This window comes from Agromyces aureus (genome assembly GCF_001660485.1).
Taxonomy (GTDB): Bacteria; Actinomycetota; Actinomycetes; order Actinomycetales; family Microbacteriaceae; genus Agromyces; species Agromyces aureus.
In genome coordinates this window covers 2,531,515-2,550,478 of sequence record NZ_CP013979.1, presented here as the reverse complement: position 1 = coordinate 2,550,478, position 18,964 = coordinate 2,531,515, and the positions used below count along the sequence as shown (strand labels likewise).

At 71.1% G+C, this 18,964-nt stretch carries 19 protein-coding genes; 16 read left to right on the top strand and 3 right to left on the bottom strand.

Translation table 11 applies throughout. The features are described 5' to 3' along the window. The first annotated feature begins 148 nt into the window (after nucleotides 1-148). From hrcA to leuA, 13 genes are all read left to right on the top strand, one after another. On the top strand, nucleotides 149-1,171 hold the full coding sequence (hrcA, locus tag ATC03_RS11355; protein WP_067877016.1) for a heat-inducible transcriptional repressor HrcA: 1,023 nt from the start codon (nucleotides 149-151) through the stop codon (nucleotides 1,169-1,171). A 46-nt stretch (nucleotides 1,172-1,217) separates the two neighbouring features. Further along, complete coding sequence (dnaJ, locus tag ATC03_RS11350; RefSeq protein WP_067877013.1) at nucleotides 1,218-2,318, top strand: molecular chaperone DnaJ; 1,101 nt, start codon at nucleotides 1,218-1,220, stop codon at nucleotides 2,316-2,318. A gap of 11 nt (nucleotides 2,319-2,329) precedes the next feature. Next, a complete protein-coding gene (locus ATC03_RS11345; RefSeq protein ID WP_067877010.1) occupies nucleotides 2,330-3,064 on the top strand; it encodes a 16S rRNA (uracil(1498)-N(3))-methyltransferase in 735 nt (244 codons plus the stop codon). Between the two features lie 24 nt (nucleotides 3,065-3,088). Beyond that, complete coding sequence (locus ATC03_RS11340) at nucleotides 3,089-3,445, top strand: HIT domain-containing protein (protein ID WP_067877007.1); 357 nt, start codon at nucleotides 3,089-3,091, stop codon at nucleotides 3,443-3,445. A 61-nt stretch (nucleotides 3,446-3,506) separates the two neighbouring features. Beyond that, nucleotides 3,507-4,529 (top strand): PhoH family protein, encoded by a 1,023-nt coding sequence (locus ATC03_RS11335; protein ID WP_084003731.1) that lies wholly within the window; start codon nucleotides 3,507-3,509, stop codon nucleotides 4,527-4,529. Then, entirely contained in the window at nucleotides 4,526-4,987 is a 462-nt protein-coding gene (ybeY, locus tag ATC03_RS11330; RefSeq protein WP_067877002.1) for an rRNA maturation RNase YbeY, read from the top strand. Before ATC03_RS11335 ends, ybeY begins: the two co-directional genes overlap by 4 nt. Nucleotides 4,988-4,989: 2 nt before the next feature. Then, the gene (locus tag ATC03_RS11325) at nucleotides 4,990-6,306 is read left to right on the top strand and encodes a hemolysin family protein (RefSeq protein ID WP_067876999.1); all 1,317 of its coding nucleotides are present in this window, start codon (nucleotides 4,990-4,992) and stop codon (nucleotides 6,304-6,306) included. Next, nucleotides 6,284-7,192: a GTPase Era gene (gene era / locus ATC03_RS11320; RefSeq protein WP_067876996.1), complete on the top strand. Its 909-nt coding sequence runs from the start codon at nucleotides 6,284-6,286 to the stop codon at nucleotides 7,190-7,192. The genes ATC03_RS11325 and era overlap by 23 nt, the downstream gene beginning before the upstream one ends. Nucleotides 7,193-7,305: 113 nt before the next feature. Next, on the top strand, nucleotides 7,306-8,535 hold the full coding sequence (locus ATC03_RS11315) for a sensor histidine kinase (RefSeq protein ID WP_067876992.1): 1,230 nt from the start codon (nucleotides 7,306-7,308) through the stop codon (nucleotides 8,533-8,535). Beyond that, nucleotides 8,532-9,215, top strand: a complete 684-nt coding sequence (locus ATC03_RS11310; protein WP_067876989.1) for a response regulator — start codon at nucleotides 8,532-8,534, stop codon at nucleotides 9,213-9,215. Before ATC03_RS11315 ends, ATC03_RS11310 begins: the two co-directional genes overlap by 4 nt. A 58-nt stretch (nucleotides 9,216-9,273) precedes the next feature. After that, nucleotides 9,274-10,035: an ABC transporter ATP-binding protein gene (locus ATC03_RS11305; RefSeq protein WP_067881971.1), complete on the top strand. Its 762-nt coding sequence runs from the start codon at nucleotides 9,274-9,276 to the stop codon at nucleotides 10,033-10,035. Continuing rightward, on the top strand, nucleotides 10,032-11,426 hold the full coding sequence (locus ATC03_RS11300) for an ABC transporter permease (protein ID WP_067876987.1): 1,395 nt from the start codon (nucleotides 10,032-10,034) through the stop codon (nucleotides 11,424-11,426). Before ATC03_RS11305 ends, ATC03_RS11300 begins: the two co-directional genes overlap by 4 nt. Before the next feature lie 280 nt (nucleotides 11,427-11,706). After that, nucleotides 11,707-13,479 carry a 2-isopropylmalate synthase gene (leuA, locus tag ATC03_RS11295; protein WP_067876984.1) on the top strand — a complete coding sequence of 591 codons (1,773 nt, stop codon included), beginning with the start codon at nucleotides 11,707-11,709 and terminating at the stop codon, nucleotides 13,477-13,479. 103 nt (nucleotides 13,480-13,582) lie between these two features. Here the strand turns inward: leuA and ATC03_RS11290 are convergent, their stop codons facing one another. Continuing rightward, complete coding sequence (locus tag ATC03_RS11290) at nucleotides 13,583-14,269, bottom strand: trimeric intracellular cation channel family protein (protein WP_067876982.1); 687 nt, start codon at nucleotides 14,267-14,269, stop codon at nucleotides 13,583-13,585. Nucleotides 14,270-14,365: 96 nt separating this feature from the next. On the opposite strand from ATC03_RS11290, the gene recO reads away from it, so the two are divergent. Both recO and ATC03_RS11280 read left to right on the top strand, forming a co-directional pair. After that, nucleotides 14,366-15,106, top strand: a complete 741-nt coding sequence (gene recO / locus ATC03_RS11285; protein WP_067876980.1) for a DNA repair protein RecO — start codon at nucleotides 14,366-14,368, stop codon at nucleotides 15,104-15,106. After that, the gene (locus ATC03_RS11280; RefSeq protein WP_067876977.1) at nucleotides 15,103-15,912 is read left to right on the top strand and encodes an isoprenyl transferase; all 810 of its coding nucleotides are present in this window, start codon (nucleotides 15,103-15,105) and stop codon (nucleotides 15,910-15,912) included. Before recO ends, ATC03_RS11280 begins: the two co-directional genes overlap by 4 nt. A gap of 94 nt (nucleotides 15,913-16,006) precedes the next feature. Here the strand turns inward: ATC03_RS11280 and ATC03_RS11275 are convergent, their stop codons facing one another. Both ATC03_RS11275 and ATC03_RS11270 read right to left on the bottom strand, forming a co-directional pair. Continuing rightward, nucleotides 16,007-16,918, bottom strand: coding sequence for a serine hydrolase (locus ATC03_RS11275; protein WP_067876969.1), 912 nt, complete (start codon nucleotides 16,916-16,918; stop codon nucleotides 16,007-16,009). Continuing rightward, entirely contained in the window at nucleotides 16,908-17,864 is a 957-nt protein-coding gene (locus ATC03_RS11270) for a LysR family transcriptional regulator (protein ID WP_067876965.1), read from the bottom strand. The genes ATC03_RS11275 and ATC03_RS11270 overlap by 11 nt, the downstream gene beginning before the upstream one ends. 74 nt (nucleotides 17,865-17,938) lie before the next feature. Here ATC03_RS11270 and bla point away from each other — a divergent pair, with 74 nt between their 5' ends. Continuing rightward, nucleotides 17,939-18,880: a class A beta-lactamase gene (bla, locus tag ATC03_RS11265; RefSeq protein ID WP_067876963.1), complete on the top strand. Its 942-nt coding sequence runs from the start codon at nucleotides 17,939-17,941 to the stop codon at nucleotides 18,878-18,880. The last annotated feature ends 84 nt before the right edge of the window (nucleotides 18,881-18,964 follow it).

Sequence of the window (18,964 nt, the reverse complement as noted above, 5' to 3'; positions counted from 1 at the left end):
TGAGGTGAGTGCTCGCGGCCGGGTGTGTCGCGGGACATGCTCACGGTAGCGCCGGGCGGGAGTGTCGGCAATGGGGATTACCCTGAGTTGAGCGGTATGATTGGCACTCACATCGATCGAGTGCTAAACCGCCGGGAAAGCGAGGGACATGGTCTCCGAACGCAGCCTCGCCGTCCTCCGGGCGATCGTGCAGGACTACGTCGCCTCCCGCGAACCGGTGGGGTCGAAGGCCATCGTCGAGCGGCACTCGTTCGGCGTCTCGGCGGCCACGATCCGCAACGACATGGCCCTCCTCGAAGAGGAGGAGCTGATCGCGGCGCCGCACACGTCGTCCGGTCGCATCCCGACCGACAAGGGGTACCGCGTCTTCGTCGACCAGCTCACCGACGTGCGCCCGATGACGAGGGCGCAGCGGCACGCGATCGAGACCTTCCTCGGCGAGTCGAGCGACCTCGACGAACTCCTCGCGCGCACGGTGCGCCTCGTCGCCCAGCTGACCAAGCAGCTCGCGGTCGTGCAGTACCCGAGCTTCGGCAGCGCCCGCGTGCGGCACGTCGAACTCGTCTCGCTCTCGCCCGATCGGGTGCTCTGCATCCTCATCACCGACTCCGGCCAGGTCGAGCAACGCGTCGCCGAGCTTCCGCAGCCGGTCGACGAGACCGCGCTCGCGCTGCACCGCGCCCGGTTGAACGACCTCGCCGGCAATCGGGCGATGGCGGATGCCGCGGAGTCGCTGTCGGGCGAGTTCGCCGACGTCCCGCCGGCCGACGCGCTCGTGCTCCGCGCACTCGCGGCCACGCTCGCCGAGCAGGCCCGCGCCCAGCGGCAGGACCGCCTCGTGGTGGCCGGAGCCGCGAACCTCGTGCGCACCGAGCAGGACTTCCCGGGTTCGATCCTCGGCGTCATCGAGGCCATCGAAGAACAGGTGGTCCTCCTGCGACTGTTCGGCGAGATGGCCGCCGACGAGCACGCCGTCGCGGTGCGCATCGGCCGCGAGAACGCGTCGTTCGGCCTCGGCGAGACGTCGGTGCTCTCGAGCGCCTTCGAGATCCCGGGCCGCGACATCTCCCGACTCGGCGTCGTCGGCCCCACCCGCATGGACTACTCCCACAGCATGGCGGCCGTTCGCGCGGTCGCCCGATACCTCTCCCGCACGCTCGGCGAGAACTGAGCAGCCGGCCCCCACCGGCATCCGCAATCGAAAGGACACGCCCTCCGTGGCAGACCACTACGAGGTCCTCGGCGTCTCGCGCGAGGCGACCCCCGACGAGATCAAGAAGGCGTATCGCCGCCTGGCCCGCGAACTCCACCCCGACGTCAACCCCGGCGCCGAGGCCTCCGAGCGGTTCAAGTCGGTCACGCACGCGTACGACGTGCTCTCCGACCCGAAGCAGCGCCAGCAGTACGACCTCGGCGACCAGGGCGGGTTCGGCGGCGGGCAGGGCTTCGGCGGCTTCGGCGACATCTTCGAGACCTACTTCGGCGGCGCGCAGCAGAGCCGCGGCCCCCGATCCCGACGCGAGCGCGGTCAGGACGCGCTCATCCGCGTCGAGGTCGGACTCGACGAGGTCATCTTCGGCACGCACCGCGACATCGAGGTCGACACCGCCGTGGTGTGCCAGACCTGCCACGGATCGTGCTGCCAGCCGGGCACGTCGCCCGTCACGTGCGACATCTGCCACGGCACCGGTTCGATCCAGCGCGCGGTGCGCTCCCTGCTCGGCAATGTCATGACGTCGAGCCCCTGCGGCACCTGCCGCGGGTACGGCACCGTCATCGCGACGCCGTGCGTGACCTGCCAGGGCCAGGGGCGCGTGCGCGCGCGCCGCACGGTCCCGGTCGACATCCCCGCCGGTGTCGACACGGGCGTGCGCCTGCAGATGCCGGGTTCCGGCGAGGCCGGCCCGGCCGCAGGCCCCAACGGCGACCTCTACCTCGAGATCAAGGTCAAGAACCACGACGTGTTCAGCCGCAACGGCGACGACCTGCTCGCGACGCTCGCCGTGTCGATGACCGACGCGATCCTCGGCACCACGGCGAAGATCGAGGCGCTCGACGGCGATGTCGAGGTCGAGATCAAGGCGGGCCTGCAGAGCGGCGAGATCCTCACCGTGAAGGACCGCGGCGTCTCGAAGCTCCGCGGCAGCGGCCGCGGCGACCTCCGCATCGGCGTGCAGGTGCTCACCCCCACGAAGCTCTCGACGAAGGAGCGCGACCTCGTGCAGCAGTTCGCGTCGTCGAAGAAGGCGCCGGCGCCCGAGCTGAGCCACTTCCAACAGGGCCTGTTCGCCCGTCTCCGCGACAAGTTCCTCGGCTGACGGATGCCGCGATGAGTCACCTCTACCTCGACGAGGCCCTCGAACTGGCGGATGCGGCATCCGGCGACCTCGTGCGCCTCGGTGGCGACGAGGCGCGTCACGCGGTGACCGTCTCGCGTGTGCGCGTCGGCGAGCAACTGTCGGTCGGCAACGGCCGCGGCGTGCTCGCCACGGCGACCGTGGTCGAGACGGCGCCGCGCGAGCTCGTGCTCGAGGTCGCCGAGGTGCGCTCGACGCCCGCCCCGAGCCCTCGCATCACGCTCGTGCAGGCCCTCGCCAAGGGCGACCGCGACGAGCTCGCGGTGCAGGCCGCCACCGAGCTCGGCGTCGACGCGATCGTGCCGTGGTCGGCGAGCCGGTCGGTGTCGCGCTGGGAGGGGCCGAAGGCCGAGAAGGGTCGCGCCCGCTGGGCGAGCATCGTGCGCGAGGCGACCAAGCAGTCGATCCGCCCCTGGATGCCCGAGGTCGCACCGCTCACGTCGACCGCGGGACTCGAGGCCCTGCTCGACGGCGCCCGAATGCTGCTGCTCGAACCCACGGCCACGACGCCGCTCACCGCGCTCGACGACGACGGGCGCGACTTCGTGCTCGTCGTCGGCCCCGAGGGCGGCATCGCGCCCGCCGAGATCGAACGTCTGGTCGCGGCCGGCGCCGAGACCGTTCGCCTCGGCGACTCGGTGCTGCGCACGTCGACGGCGGGCCCGGCGGCCATCGCGGTGCTGAACGCCCGACTCGGGCGGTGGTGAGACATCCCTCGCTACGATGGAGGCATGACCGCAACCGCCGAGCCGACCCTGTTCGAGCGCATCGCCGCGCGTGAGATCCCCGCGGACATCGTCGCCGAGACGGCGAACGTGATCGCGTTCCACGACATCGCGCCCAAGGCGCCGGTGCACGTGGTCGTCACCCCCAAGACGGGCGCCTACCGCGACGTCGTCGAACTCGCCGCGGGCGACCCGGCGCTGCTCGCCGAACTCGTCGACGTGGCCCGTGGCATCGCCGCCGACCTCGCCGACGGCGACTTCCGCCTCGTGTTCAACACGGGCGCCGGCGCCGGACAGACCGTCTTCCACGTGCACGCGCACGTCCTGGCCGGCGGTCTCGAGGAGGCCTCGCTTGGCGGATGAGTCGCACGACGTCGCCCCCGAGTCCGCCGACGAGGAACGACTGAAGATCGACGGCATCGCCATGGTGCGGCTGCTCGGTCCGCAGGATCGCCTGCTGACCACCATCCAGCACGAGTACCCCGACGTCGAGGTGCACGTGCGCGGCAACGAGATCGGCATCCGCGGCGACGCCGCGGATCGCCTGCGCGTCCGCCGCATCATCGAAGAACTCCTGGAGCTCGTGCGAGCAGGCCAGGACCCGACGCCCACCGAAGTGAGGAGTTCGGCCCGCATGATCGACGCCGATCCCGAATCCCGCCCGTCCGAACTGCTCGGGCAGGTCATCGTCACCTCCCGTGGCAAGACCATCAGGGCCAAGACCGAGGGGCAGCGAGCCTACGTCGACGCGATCGACGAGCACACCGTCGTCTTCGGCATCGGCCCGGCCGGCACGGGCAAGACCTACCTCGCGATGGCGAAGGCCGTCCAGGCCCTGCAGCGCAAGGAGGTCAGCCGCATCATCCTCACGCGTCCGGCCGTCGAGGCCGGCGAGCGACTCGGATTCCTCCCCGGCACGCTCACCGACAAGATCGACCCGTACCTGCGGCCGCTCTACGATGCGCTGAACGAGATGATGGACCCCGAGATGGTGCCGAAGCTCCTCGCCTCTGGCACCGTCGAGGTCGCGCCGCTCGCCTACATGCGCGGCCGAACGCTGAATGACTCGTTCGTCGTGCTCGACGAGGCCCAGAACACCACGCCCGAGCAGATGAAGATGTTCCTCACGCGCCTCGGCTTCGGGTCGAAGATGGTCGTCACGGGCGACGTCACCCAGGTCGACCTGCCCGGGGGAGCGAGCGGCCTCCGCCTCGTGACGCGCATCCTCGACCGCATCGAGGACATCCACTTCGCGCGCCTGACGAGCGCCGACGTCGTGCGGCACAGCCTCGTCGGGCAGATCGTCGACGCCTACACCGAGTTCGACCAGCGCGCCCAGGCGCAGCGCTTCGAGCGCGACCAGGCGCGCGAGTTCGCGAACCGCGCCGAACGACGCGGGCACGCCGGTCCGCGCGACCACCTTCCTCGAAAGGGCAGCAACTCGTGAGCATCGAGGTCAACAACGAATCCGCGGTCGACGTCGACGAGGCGGTGCTGCAGCGTCTCGCGGTCTACGTGCTCGACGCGCTGCACGTGCACGCCGACGCCGAGCTCGCGATCGTGCTCGTCGACGAGGGCGCCATGGAGCAACTGCACGTGCAGTGGATGGACGAACCCGGACCCACCGACGTGCTGAGCTTCCCCATGGACGAGCTGCGGCCCGGCAGCGAAGAGAACCCGACCCCGCCCGGGCTGCTCGGCGACGTCGTGCTGTGCCCGCAGGTCGCCGAGGCGCAGGCGCGCACCGCGGGGCATCCGCTCATCGACGAACTGCTGCTGCTCACCACGCACGGCATGCTGCACCTGCTCGGCTTCGACCACGCCGAACCCGAAGACGAGAAGGAGATGTTCGGCCTCCAGCGCGACCTCCTCGTCGGCTTCACCATGCAGGAGCGTCGTCGCTGACCATGCAGGCCTGGCTCTTCCTCGCGTCGGCGTTCGTGTTCGTCGCGTTCGGCGGTCTCATGGCGGCCGTCGACGCCGCCCTCGGCGTCACCAGCCGGGCGGATGTCTCCGAGCTCGCGCTCGGCTCCCGCTCACGTCGTTCGCTGCTCGCCATCGCCGACGACCCGGGCGCGCACATCAATGCCGTCAACTTCGTTCGGATCATCGCCGAGACGACGGCGGCCGTGCTCGTCACGCTCGCGTTCGTGTCGTTCCTCGACAACGTGTGGTGGGTGCTGCTCTGGTCGGCGCTGATCATGACGGCCGTCTCGTTCGTGCTCGTGGGGGCGAGCCCCCGGAGCGTCGGGCGTGCGAACGCTCCGGTCGTGCTGCGCCTGACCGCCCCGGTCGTGCACTTCCTTCGCGTGCTCCTCGGCCCACTGGCCAATGCGCTCGTGGGCCTCGGCAACCGCGTGACGCCCGGCCGCATCCGCTTCGCGGGGGTCTCGAGCGAGGAGCAGCTGCTCAGCATGGTCGACGAGGCGACCGAGCTCGAGGTGCTCGAGGAGGGCGACCGCGAACTCATCCACTCGATCTTCGAGTTCAACGACACGGTCGCGCGCGAGGTCATGGTGCCGCGCACCGACATGGTCACGATCGAGGCGACGGCGCACCTGCCCCAGGCGATGGCCCTGTTCCTGAACGCCGGGTACTCGCGCATCCCCGTGATCGAGCAGGACGCCGACGACGTCGCCGGCATCCTGTACCTCCGCGATCTCGCGCGACTCGGGTTCGAGCGCCCGCTCGATGCCGCCGACCTCACGGTCGGCGAACTCGCACGCCCGGCCGTGTTCGTTCCCGACTCGATGAAGGCCGACGCACTGCTTCGGCAGATGCAGCTCGCGTCGAACCACCTCGCGATGGTGGTCGACGAGTACGGCGGCATCGCCGGACTCGTCACCCTCGAAGACGTCATCGAAGAGCTCGTGGGCGATATCTCCGACGAGTACGACCGCGAGGCCGCGCAGATCGAGGAGCTCGAGCCCGGCCGGTTCCGCGTCAACGCCCGACTGCCGATCGACGAGCTCGGCGAGCTGTTCGGCCTCGACCTCGACGATGAAGACGTCGACTCGGCGGGCGGCCTGCTCGCGAAGGAACTCGGTCGCCTCGCCCAGCCGGGCGAGCAGGCCGTGGTCTCGGGTCTCGTGCTGAAGGCCGAGCGCACCGAGGGCCGCAGAAAGCGCATCTCGACGATCCTCGTCGAACGCGACCAGTCCCTGATCGACGCCCAACTGGCGTTCGAGTCGGGAGACGCCGATGGAAGGAAGCACCGTGGCTGAGTACCGCGCAGGATTCGTCTCGTTCGTGGGGCGCCCGAACGTCGGCAAGTCGACGCTCACGAACGCGCTCGTCGGCGAGAAGGTGGCGATCACGAGCTCGAAGCCGCAGACGACGCGTCGCGCGATCCGCGGCATCGTGCACCGCGACGACGGCCAGCTGATCCTCGTGGACACGCCGGGTCTGCACCGGCCGCGCACCCTGCTCGGCGAACGGCTCAACTCGCTCGTGCAGTCCACGCTCGGCGACGTCGACGTCATCGCGTTCTGCGTTCCGGCCAACGAGCCGATCGGACCGGGCGACCGGTTCATCAACGAGCAGCTCGAGCAGTATCCGCGTGCCAAGAAGGTCGCGATCGTCACCAAGACGGATGCCGCGGGCAAGGCGAAGATCGCCGAGCAGCTGCTCGCGGTGTCCGAGCTTCGCGAGTGGGACGCCGTCATCCCGGTGTCGGCGCCGCGAGGTGAGCAGCTCGACGTGCTCGTCGACGAGCTGCTCGCCCTGCTGCCGACGTCGAGCCAGCCGCTCTACCCGGCTGAGATCCTGACCGACGAGGACACCTCGGAGCGCATCGCCGAGTTCATCCGCGAGGCCGCGCTCGAGGGCGTCACCGACGAGCTGCCGCACTCGATCGCGGTCGTCGTCGAGGACATGCTCGAACGTGAAGACAAGGACCTGCTCGAGATCTACGCGAACCTCTACGTCGAGCGCGACAGCCAGAAGGGCATCATCATCGGCAAGGGGGGTTCGCGACTCCGCGAGGTCGGCGCCACGGCCCGCGCGCAGATCGAGGGGCTGCTCGGGCGCAAGGTCTACCTCGCGCTGCACATCAAGGTCGCGAAGGACTGGCAGCGCGATCCGAAGCTCCTCGGCCGCCTCGGGTTCTGAGCACGTCCGACCCGAGCGCTGCCACGCGAGGGCGACGCGCGCCCCGTACGACTCGAGGATGATTCGCGCCCGCTGACGCGGCATCCGGAGCAGGCAGCGCGTACGGTGGATCGGTGCCCGAGAACCGCATCAGCCGCGCGAAGCTGACGACCGACATCGTTCTGGCGGTCGTGTTCGGTCTCATGTCGCTGCCGTTCGCCCTCATGGGCAACTGGGCCGATCTGGTCGCCATGCTGCTCTTCGTCGGCGCCCTCGCCGTGCGCCGGCTCGCGCCCGCGTGGGCGCTCGGCGTCGCGTGGGCGGCGGCGACCGTGCAGATGGCCGCCCTCCGCGACCTGCAGTTCTACGACTTCGCCGTGCTCGGCGTGCTCTACTCGACCTCGGCCCACGGCGGGCGACTGCTGAAGTGGTTGGGACTCGTGTCGGCCGGTGCCGGTGCGCTGATCGCGACCCTGTACCTTCAGGTGCTCATGCCGATCTTCGGCGGGAGCGGGGAGCTCACGCCGCAGACCTGGTACGCCGCGGCGTTCATCCTCGTCGGGTCCCTCGCGCTCCTCGTCCTGGCCTGGACCGCAGGTCTGCTGGCGCGCTCGATCCGCGACGGGCGCGAGGTGCGCCGCCGTGAGGAGGCCGCGAATCGTGAACGGGCCCTCGCGGAGTACCGCTACACGGTCGAGCAGGAGCGCAACCGCATCGCGCGCGACATGCACGACGTCGTCGCGCACTCGCTCGCCGTCGTCATCGCCCAGGCCGACGGGGCACGGTTCGCGGCGAAGACCCGGCCCGATGCGGCAACCGAAGCGCTCTCGACGATCGCGGGGGTCGCGCGCGGCGCGCTCGGCGATGTGCGCGTGCTGCTGGCCGAGCTGCGGCATCGAGAGGGCGCCGCGCCGCAGCCCGTGCTCGACGACCTCAGCGAGCTCATCGGGGGCGTCGTCGCGGCCGGGCTCGATGTTCGCCGCCTCGAGACCGGCGAGCCGCGCGAGCTCGGCACCGGCCACCAGATCGCGGTCTACCGCATCGTGCAGGAGGCGCTCACCAATGCGCTGCGCCACGGCGACACCGATGCGCCGGTCGAAGTGCGTTTCGACTGGACCGACTCCGGCGTCTCGCTCATGGTCGCGAATCGCATGGCGGATGCCGCTGGCGGGCCGGACGCGATCGCGACCGGGTCCACGGCGACCGGGGCCACGGCCGCCGTGTCGACGGGCGCGAGGCACGGCATCACGGGTATGCGCGAGCGCGCGCAGCTCGTCGGCGGCAGCCTGACCGCGGAACCGGGCCGCGACGGCGTGTTCCGCGTCGTCGCGAGCATTCCCGCACAACCGAGGAGCACCGCATGAACGCGATCCGCGTCGCCCTGGTCGACGACCAGGCCCTGTTCCGCTCTGGCGTGCGCATGCTCGTCGAGTCGCAGCCCGACCTCGAGGTCGTCGGCGAGGCCGGTGACGGGGTCGCCGGGGTCGCGCTCGCGGCGACGACCCGCCCCGACGTGGTGCTCATGGACGTGCGGATGCCGCAGCTCGACGGCATCCAGGCGACCGAGCGCATCCTCGCCGAGGCCGAGCGTGCCGGGCGTGCGGCCCCGCGGATCGTCGTGCTCACCACTTTCGACCTCGATGAGAATGCGGCGAAGGCGATCCGCGCGGGTGCGAGCGGCTTCGTGCTGAAGGACGCCGACCCCGAGTTCCTGCTGGCGGCGATCCGCACGGTGCACCAGGGAAACCAGGTCATCGCCGCGAGCGCGACGCGCGAGCTGTTCGCGCATCTGGCGCGGGGGAGCGGGCGCCGCCCGGCCCCGGCGTCGTGGGCGGAGCTGACACCGCGCGAGCGCGAGATCTTCGGGTTCGCGGCGCGCGGGCTCTCGAACTCCGAGATCGCGGCCTCCGAGTTCCTGTCCGAGGCCACCGTCAAGACGCACGTGAGTCGCATCCTGGCGAAGCTGGGGCTGCGCGATCGCGTGCAGCTCGTGGTCTTCGCGTACGAGCACGACCTCGGCACGCCGGGTCATCCTGAGGGATGACGCGGGGCCATCCTCTGGCCCGATGATCGTCGCGGCCGGCGGCCGTAGCGTCGAAGACATGCAGATCCATCCTTCAGACCTCGGACTCATCGCGCGCGTCACGAACCTCGGCAAGCGGTACGGAACCGGGCCCGGCGCGGTCGCGGCCCTCGACGACGTGTCGCTCGGGCTGCGTCGTGGGGAGTTCACGGCGATCATGGGCCCGTCGGGCTCGGGCAAGTCGACGCTCATGCACATCATGGCCGGTCTCGACTCGCCGACCTCCGGCCGGGTCTGGCTCGGCGACACCGACATCACCGACCTGCCCGACGGCGAGCTCACGGTGCTCCGCCGGCGGCGCATCGGGTTCGTGTTCCAGTCGTTCAACCTCGTGCCGACGCTGGATGTGCGGGCCAACGTGCTGCTGCCGTTCGAGCTCGACGGGCGCCGTCCGTCGAAGGACGAGCAGGCGTGGATCGACGAGCTGCTCGACACCCTCGGACTCGCCGCGCGGGTGAAGCACCGCCCGCACGAGCTCTCGGGCGGACAGCAGCAGCGCGTCGCGATCGCCCGTGCGCTCGCGACCAGGCCCGACCTCGTGTTCGCCGACGAGCCGACGGGCAACCTCGACTCGCGTACGGGTCGCGAGGTGCTGGGGCTGCTCGCAACGGCGTCGTCGCGCACGGGGCAGTCGATCGCGATGGTCACCCACGACCCGGTGGCCGCGAGCCACGCGGACCGCATCCTGTTCCTCGCCGACGGGCGCATCGTGCGCGACACCTCGCGTTCGACGCCCGAGGAGATCAGCTCGTACATGCTCGCGATGGAGGCTGCCGCGTGACGCGCCTCAAGGACCTGCTGCCGACGCTGCTCGTCGCCACGCTCGCGGCGGCGTTCGGCGTCGCGCTGCTGCAGATCACCGGCATCCTGACGGCCGTCATCACGTCGGAGAACGGACTCGCCGAGAGCGGCACCGTACAGCTCGTGCTCGGTCTCGTCGCGAGCGTGTTCATCACGATCGCCGTGTACGTCAGCGCCGTCGTCACGGCGAACACCGTGGCGACGGTCGTCGCCGGCCGCACGCGCCTCATCGCCCTGTTGCGCCTGATCGGTTCGAGCGCGGGCGCCCAGCGCGCCGCGATCGCCCGCGAAGGGCTGCTCGTCGGGGTCGCCGGATCGGTGCTCGGTGCGCTGGTCGGCTCGGCGTCTGCGTGGAGCATCGCCGAGATCGGCATGGCGCAGGGCAGCATCCCGCGCGTGGCGTACTCGCTCGTCGACCCGCTGCTCCTCGTGCCGATGGTCGCGGTCGTTCTCACGACGTGGCTGGCGGCTTGGACCGGGTCGCGCCGCGTGCTCGCCGTGCGCCCGGCGCAGGCGCTCGGCAACGCGACCGAGGCCGACTTCGACGAGGTCTCCTCGCGCCGGGGCCGGGCCGTCGCGGCCTGGATCCTCGGCATCGTGGGCGTCGCGCTGCTCGTGCTCGGAGTGGTCGTCGGGCTCGTGCGACCCGAGGGCGTGCTCATCGGGCTGCTCGGCGGCATCCTCTCGTTCACGGCGGTCGTGCTCGCTGCGCACCGGGTCATGCCGCCCGTGCTCCGTCTGGTCGGGCGTCTCTTCGGCGACCGCCCGTCGGCCCGCCTGGCGGCGGAGAACGCCGTTCGCCACCCCGAACGCTCCTCGCGCATGACGATCGGCCTCGTGATCGGCGTCACGCTCGTCACGACCTTCGCGGTCACCATGGAGACGTATCGCGAGATGCTGCTCATCGCCACGGCCGACCAGCCCGAGATGCAGGACGCCCTGACCCCGGTCATCGACGGCACGGTCGCGGTGTTCTCGACGCTCATCGGGTTCAGCGCCGTGATCGCGGCCGTGGGCCTCGTGAACACGCTGTCGATCAGCGTCATGCAGCGCACGCGCGAACTCGGCCTGCTGCGTGCGCTCGGATTCGATCGCCGCCAGATCCGGGTGATGGTGCTCGTCGAGGCCGCGGCGCTCACGATCGCGGCGACGCTGACGGGCCTCGTGCTCGGCATCGCCTACGGCTGGGTCGGCGCGCAGTCGATCCTCGGGTCGGTCGGCAGCGGGCCAGGCATCGTGGCGCCGGTGATCCCGTGGCCGATCGTCGCGATCGTCGTGGGCGCCGCCGCACTGCTCACGCTCGCGGCATCCGTCGCCCCGATGCGACGCGCCGCGCGCGTGTCGCCGGTGGTTGCGCTCGCAGTCGACTGAATCGGGTGGGCCGTGCCGTCGAGGCGGCGACGGGTCGATCGGCTCGATGGAGAGGTCCTTCGCACGGGGGTGCGAAGGCTGGGGGAACGGAGCGGGCGGATGCCTCGGGGGAGGCGTCTGTCCGCACCGTCGTGCGCGCGACCGGTGGCAGTGTTAGCCTTGGTGCGTGTCTTACGGCCTGCTTCTCCTTAGCTGCCGCAGCGAGTCCTAGTTTCCAGGCCTCCCTCGCTGCGGAGTTCGTCGTCGGCTGAACGCATCCGAGAAGCGAGAAGAGCACCCCATGAAGAACACCCAGAAGCCGTCCGCGATGCCGATCCACCGGTACCGCCCCTTCCACCAGCAGATCGCGGTGGACCTGCCCGACCGCACGTGGCCGTCCAAGCGCATCGAGGTCGCCCCTCGCTGGTGCGCCGTCGACCTGCGTGACGGCAACCAGGCGCTCATCGACCCGATGAGCCCCGAGCGCAAGCGCATCATGTTCGACCTGCTCGTGAAGATGGGCTACAAGGAGATCGAGGTCGGGTTCCCGAGCGCGAGCCAGACCGACTTCGACTTCGTGCGCAGCCTCATCGAAGAGGCCGCCATCCCCGACGACGTCACCATCCAGGTGCTGACGCAGGCGCGCGACCACCTCATCGAGCGCACGTACGAGTCGATCGCCGGCGCCAAGCAGGCCATCGTGCACCTCTACAACTCCACGAGCATCCTGCAGCGCGACGTCGTGTTCCGCACCGACCGCCAGGGCATCATCGACATCGCCCTGCACGGCGCGCGCAAGTGCCGCGAGATGGAGTCCACGGTGCCCGGCACCGACGTGTACTACGAGTACTCGCCCGAGAGCTACACGGGCACCGAGCTCGAGTTCGCGGTCGACGTCTGCAACCAGGTCATCGAGATCTTCGAGCCGACGCCCGAGCGCAAGGTCATCATCAACCTGCCCGCAACGGTGGAGATGGCCACGCCCAACGTCTACGCCGACTCGATCGAGTGGATGAGCCGTCACCTCGCCCACCGCGAGAACGTGATCCTCTCGCTGCACCCCCACAACGACCGCGGCACGGCGATCGCGGCCGCGGAGCTCGGCTACATGGCCGGCGCCGACCGCATCGAGGGATGCCTCTTCGGCAACGGCGAGCGCACCGGCAACGTCGACCTCGTCGCCCTCGGCATCAACCTGTTCACGCAGGGCATCGACCCGCAGATCGACTTCTCCGACGTCGACGACGTCAAGCGCACCGCCGAGTACTGCAACCAGCTGCCCGTGCCCGAGCGGCACCCGTGGGCCGGCGACCTGGTCTACACGGCCTTCTCCGGATCGCACCAGGACGCGATCAAGAAGGGCTTCGAGGCGATGGATGCCGCGGCGGCGCGCGGTGGCGTCACGCTCGGCGAGCTGGAGTGGGCCGTGCCGTACCTGCCCGTCGACCCGCGGGACCTCGGGCGCAGCTACGAGGCGGTGATCCGCGTGAACTCGCAGTCCGGCAAGGGCGGCGTTGCCTACCTGCTGAAGACCGACCACGCGCTCGACCTGCCCCGTCGTCTCCAGATCGAGTTCTCGGGCGTCGTGCAGGCCAAGACCGACGCCGAGGGCGGCGAGGTCTCGAGCGACGACATCTGGAACATCTTCACCGACGAGTACCTGCCGGCGCCCGCCGCGCAACCCGACGACAAGTGGGGTCGCTTCGAGCTGCTGTCGCTCCGCACCGAGAGCGAACTGACGGGCGAGGTGCGCGTGCGCGTCGGCCTGCGCGACGGCGACGAGCGCGTCGACGCCGAGGCCAGCGGCAACGGCCCCATCGCGGCGTTCCTGTCGGTGCTCGGTGCCGAGGGCGTCGAGGTGCGCGTGCTCGACTACAGTGAGCACGCCATGTCGGCCGGCGGCGACGCCGTGGCCGCGGCGTACGTCGAGTGCCAGGTCGGCGACCGCACGCTCTGGGGCGTCGGCATCGACGCCGACATCTCCACGGCCTCGCTGAAGGCCGTCGTGTCGGCCGTCAACCGCGCGATCCGCGCGCGCGTCGAGGTCGACGAGCTCGAGGCCGTCGGCGTCTGATCCGATCGACGGATGCCGCGGGCCGACGCCGGCCCGCGGCATCCGTCGTCTCAGGCGCTGTTCGTCGCGCGGCTCGCTCGCGCGGACCGATCGGGGCGCCCGTTCAGTTGCGGATGACGGGGAGCATGCCGGTCTCGGTCGCGACCTTGCGCCGGTAGAGCATGCGCTGCTCCGGCAGCGACACGTCGAAGATCACCGCGAGCCAGCGGATGACGGCCGTCACCGCCACGCAGACGATGCCGCCGATGAACAGCGGAACGTCGAACAGGTCGAGCACCGCGAGCACGATGCACCCGGCTCCGGCCGCGACCGCGTAGAGCGAGCCGACGTGCATGATCGCGATGGGCAGGCCCATGAGCATGTCCCGGAGCACGCCGCCGCCGGCCGCCGCGGCCACGCCGACGAACACGGCGGGCAGGATGGGCAGGCCGAGCGCGAGCGCCTTCGACGTGCCGAGCGCGCCGAACATGCCGATCACGATGGCGTCGAGCCCGACGATGAGGCCGTTGACCCTCGTGAGCGGCCCGGCCAGGAGCATGCCGAGCAGTGACGCGGCGATCGCGACGATCAGGTACCAGTTGCTCTGCAGCGCCCGCAGTGGTTCGTTCAGCAGCAGGTCTCGGATCATGCCGCCGCCGAACCCCATGACGATGCCGACCAGGGCGACGCCGAGCAGGTCGAGGCGGCGCTGGCCGCGGAAGCCCGAGGCGAACAGGGCGCCCTGCACGCCGCCGAGTCCGACCGCGGTGAGATCGAGCCAGAGGGGGATGAAGAACTGCTGGGTTTCCACGAGGCAAGTGAACCAGACGGATGCCGCGTGCGCGCCATCCGCGCTGCCGACCCGCGCGGTGCGCCGTGCCGTCGGCGGCGGGTGGGAGAATGAAGGGTGCCCGTCTACCGAGATGAAGCCGTCGTGCTGCGCACCCACAAGCTGGGTGAGGCCGACCGCATCGTCACGCTCCTCACTCGGCGGCACGGCAAGATCCGCGCGGTCGCGAAAGGTGTGCGCCGCACCGGGTCGAAGTTCGGAGCCCGCCTCGAGCCGTTCATGGTCGCCGACCTCCAGCTCTACGAGGGCCGCACGCTCGACGTCGTGACGCAGGCCGAGTCGCTCGGCTCGTACGGTGCCGAGATCAGCGCCGACTACGCCGCCTACACGGCCGCGAGCGCCATGGTCGAGGCGGCCGACAAGCTGACCGAGTCCGAGGGGTCGCTGCAGCAGTACCTGCTGCTCGTCGGCGCCCTGCGCTCGCTCGCCCGCGGCGAGCACGGCGCGACGCTCACCCTCGATTCGTACCTGCTGCGAGCGCTCTCCCTCGCAGGGTGGGCACCGAGCTTCGAGGACTGCTCGCGCTGCGGACGCCCCGGCGAGCACACGGCGGTCGTCGTGCAGCTCGGCGGCGTGGTCTGCGACGAGGAGTGCGCACCGCCCGGCACGCCCCGCATCGCCAGGTCGACGGTCGCCCTGCTCGGCGCCCTGCTCGCGGGCGACTGGGCCTTCGTCGATGGCTCGGCCGTCGGCGACCGCAATCAGGCCAGCGGCATCGTGGCCGCCTACACCCAGTGGCACCTCGAGCGCGGACTCCGCTCGCTGCCGCACGTCTCGAGAGAAATCACCGCACCGTGACCCCCAAGCCCTACACGCACCGCGACGCCGTCGCCTACAAGCCGCTCGACTGGACCGGGGTGCATCCCCCCGCGTTCCCGAGGGGCGCCGTGCCGAACCACGTGGCGATCGTCATGGACGGCAACGGCCGCTGGGCGAATCGTCAGGGCCTCACGCGCATCGAGGGCCACAAGGCCGGCGAGGCGGCGCTGCTCGACGTCGTCGCTGGCGCGATCCAGGCGGGCGTCAAGCACCTCTCGGTGTACGCGTTCTCGACCGAGAACTGGAAGCGCAGCCCCGACGAGGTGCGCTTCCTCATGGGCTACAACCGCGACGTGCTGCACCGACGCCGCGACCAGCTCAACGAGTGGGGCGTGCGCATCCGCTGGGCCGGGCGCAAGCCGCGCCTCTGGGCATCGGTCATCAACGAGCTGCAGTTCGCCGAGCGGATGACGGCGGGCAACGACACCCTGACCCTCACGATGTGCGTGAACTACGGCGGGCGCAACGAGATCACCGATGCGGTGCGCTCGATCGCCGACGACGTGGCCGCCGGTCGTCTGAAGCCGTCGGCGGTCTCCGAGAAGCTCATCGCGAAGCGCCTGTACGTGCCCGAGATGCCCGACGTCGACCTGTTCGTGCGCAGCTCGGGCGAGCAGCGCACCTCCAACTTCCTGTTGTGGCAGTCGGCGTACGCCGAGATGGTCTTCCTCGACCAGCTCTGGCCCGACTTCTCGCGCACCGACCTCTGGCAGGCCATCGAGCTCTACGCGTCCCGCAACCGTCGCTTCGGCGGCGCGATCGACACGCCGACCGCCTCGGCGTAGGCCTTCGCGCCGGCGGACGGCACGTCGGCAGCGGCAGGTCGGTCGGCGATCCGACGGCCTCGGGCGGCCGCGGCATCCGCTCATCGACCGAGGTTCACCGCGTGCTGCGGGTCGCGCGCACCTGATCGTGCAGCAGCCTGGCGGCGAAACCGAGTGCTTGCTCGGCTCCGGGCTGGCGGCGTGCAGGAACCGATGACTCGCTCAGGACCGCGATCGCGAACGTGCCGCCGTCGGCGTGCTCGAGCACGCCCACCTCGTGGCGCAGGTGCAGGAACGTGCCGGTCTTCGAGAACCACTCGGCGTCGTCGGACTCGAGGTCGGGCGCGAGGCGGTGACGCATGAGGTTCTGGCCGAGCAGGCGCCGGAGCTGCTCGCGCTCGGGTGCCAGGTCGGGGGAGGTCCAGAGCCGTTCGAGCAGGTCGACGAGCGCTCGGGACGTGCCGGCGTTCGCGTGCGTGACGTCGAGCTGGGGGATGAGGTGGCCGCCGCCCCGCGTGGACGCCTGGATGGCGAGGGTCAGCGCCTGGGGCAGCTCGTCGGGCGCGAGCCGGCTCGCGAGCGTCTCGTGCAGGTCCTGGATGGAGTGGCGCACCGTGATGTCCGTGATGCCGAGCTCCCGCAGCAGCGCGGTGACCTCGGTCGGCGACGCACGCGCGAAGAGCGCGTCGGCGGCCGTGTCGTCGCTGACGCAGATCGCGAGGTAGAGCAGGTCCGCCACGGCGACCTCCGACGGGTGCTCGAACCGGCAGAGCCCGGTGAGGCCGGGGGTGCGCTCGGCGGGGTCGATCCGCACGGGGTCGGCCAGGGCGATGGAACCGGCGGCGGCCCCGCGGAGCACGGCGATCGCCAACGGCAGCTTCACGACCGAGGCGAGCGGGTACGCGGCATCCGGATCCAACGAGAGTTCCCGGCCGGTGTCCAGGTCGCGCACGGTGATCGAGGCCGTCAGCCCCGCATCGTCGAGCGCCTGCGTCGCGTCGCGCAGCACGAGCCGGTCAGGGCGCATCGGATGCCGCACCCCTCGTCGCGGCCGTCGCAGCTGACGCGGTGGTACCGACCGTCGCTCCCGCGCCCGTGCCGAGCAGCCCTGGCAGGAGGTCACCGGTGGCCTCGACGAACCGCCCGGCCAGGTCGGCGTCGCGGTGCACGAGCGTGTACCCGCGCATGAGGTGCAGGTCGCCGAGCGGATGCCACGCGAGGTCGGCCTCGTTCGCCTCGGGGCGGGTGCAGAGCACGAGGTCGCCGTCGGCGATGGCTCGGGCGATCGCGGTCACGAGCGAGGTCGCGAGGCGCAGGTGTCCGGCCGCGAGGCCCGCGCCGTTGCGCACGCGCTCGAGGCGGTCGCGCACGTTGGGCACGTCGTCCTCCGGCTGCAGCCAGAGCCGGCGTCGTTCAGGGGTGCCGCGGCGCGGTCGCAGCTCGGCGAGGTAGAACGGCTCCTCGCCGGAGTCCGCCCCGCGGGCGAAGCCGACGCCGAGGGGCGTCGCCCAGTCGGCGCGGTCGGGTTCGACGTGCTGCAGGGCGAGCTGCGCGCGCCCGGCGCTCATCCACTCGGCGCGCTCGCGGGGGGAGCCCTCGAGCAGCTCGACCGTGAGTGATCGATCGGCCGCCGCAGCGCAGACCCTGGCCGCTGCGGCGGGGGAGAGGTGGCGCGGTACGGCGAGGGTCACCGGCAGGGCGCGGGCGTGGTCGGCGTCGTCGGCGAACTCCTGCGCGGCGACGACGAAGCGGATGGCGCCCGGCAGCACGCTGCGCCCGAACGGGGTGAGCGCCACCCGTCGGGAGGAGCGTTCGAACAGGCGCGCACCGAGGTGGGATTCGAGCGCCGCGATGCGCCGGCTCGCGACGGATTGGGTCACTCCGGCGCCCATCGCACCGGCGGTGAAACTCTCGCGTTCGGCCACGGAGACGAAGGCCTCGCACGCCGAAAGGAGATCGAAGTTGCGAGGCATGCATGCGATTCTGGCATGAATAAGAGGGTTGGGTGCTTTGCCTGCATGGCTGTGGGCTGGCGAGACTGCCACTCATGTCATCGACACCTGAATCCACGTCCATCTCCCGTCGCTCCGTGCTCGCCTTCGGAGGTGCTGCGACCGCGGGCATCGCCGCCGCCGCGCTCACGACGTCGCCCGCACGGGCGGCATCCGGGCGGAGCGGTTCGCTCGCGACATCCGCCGCCGATCACGACCGGATGTCGCGTGAACTGCGTTCGCTCGAACGCGCGACCTCGGTCACGATCGGCGTCCACGCCGTCACGCAGGGCGAACGGCGGTCGTTCCGGTACCGCGCCGCCGACCGGTTCCCGATGTGCTCGCTGTTCAAGGTGCTCGCGGCCGGGGCGCTCGTGCAGGCTCGCGGATACGACGAGGCGTACTGGGCCACGCCCATCCCATTCACCGACGCCGACGTCGTGCGGGACTCCGCGGTCCTCGCCACCCTGCAACCCCAGCAGGCCACGCCCGAGCAGTTGGCCGATGCGGCGATCCGGTTCAGCGACAACACCGCGGGCAACCTGCTGCTGCGCGAACTCGGCGGCCCCGGAGCCGTCACCGCCTTCGCCGCCTCGCTCGGCGCCGGCCGCACGCGGCTCGATCGCTGGGAACCCGAGCTCAACGACGCGGTGCCCGGCGACGTGCGCGACACCACGACGCCCGACGACATCGCGCTGCTGTACTCCGCGCTGCTGCTCGAGGACGCCGCGGGCGTGCTCGCCTCGTCGCGCCTGCGCGAGTGGATGCTGCGCACCGCGACCTCCGGGGCGCGCATGCGCGCGGGCCTGACGCCGCCCTACGAACTGGCCGACAAGACGGGCGGCGGCGAGTACGGAGTCGTGAACGACGCCGGAGTGCTCTGGCGGCCGGGGCGCGAACCCCTGACCCTCGTCATCCTCACGCGCACTGATCGCGCCGACGCCGTGCGGAACAACGAGGTCGTCGCCGAGGCCACCCGCATCGTCGTCGGGCGCTGAGCCCGCCCATCGCCACTGCGCCGCACGCACGGCCGGCCCGCGGCATCCGTCACCGCGACACGACGGATGCCTCGGGCGGCCGAT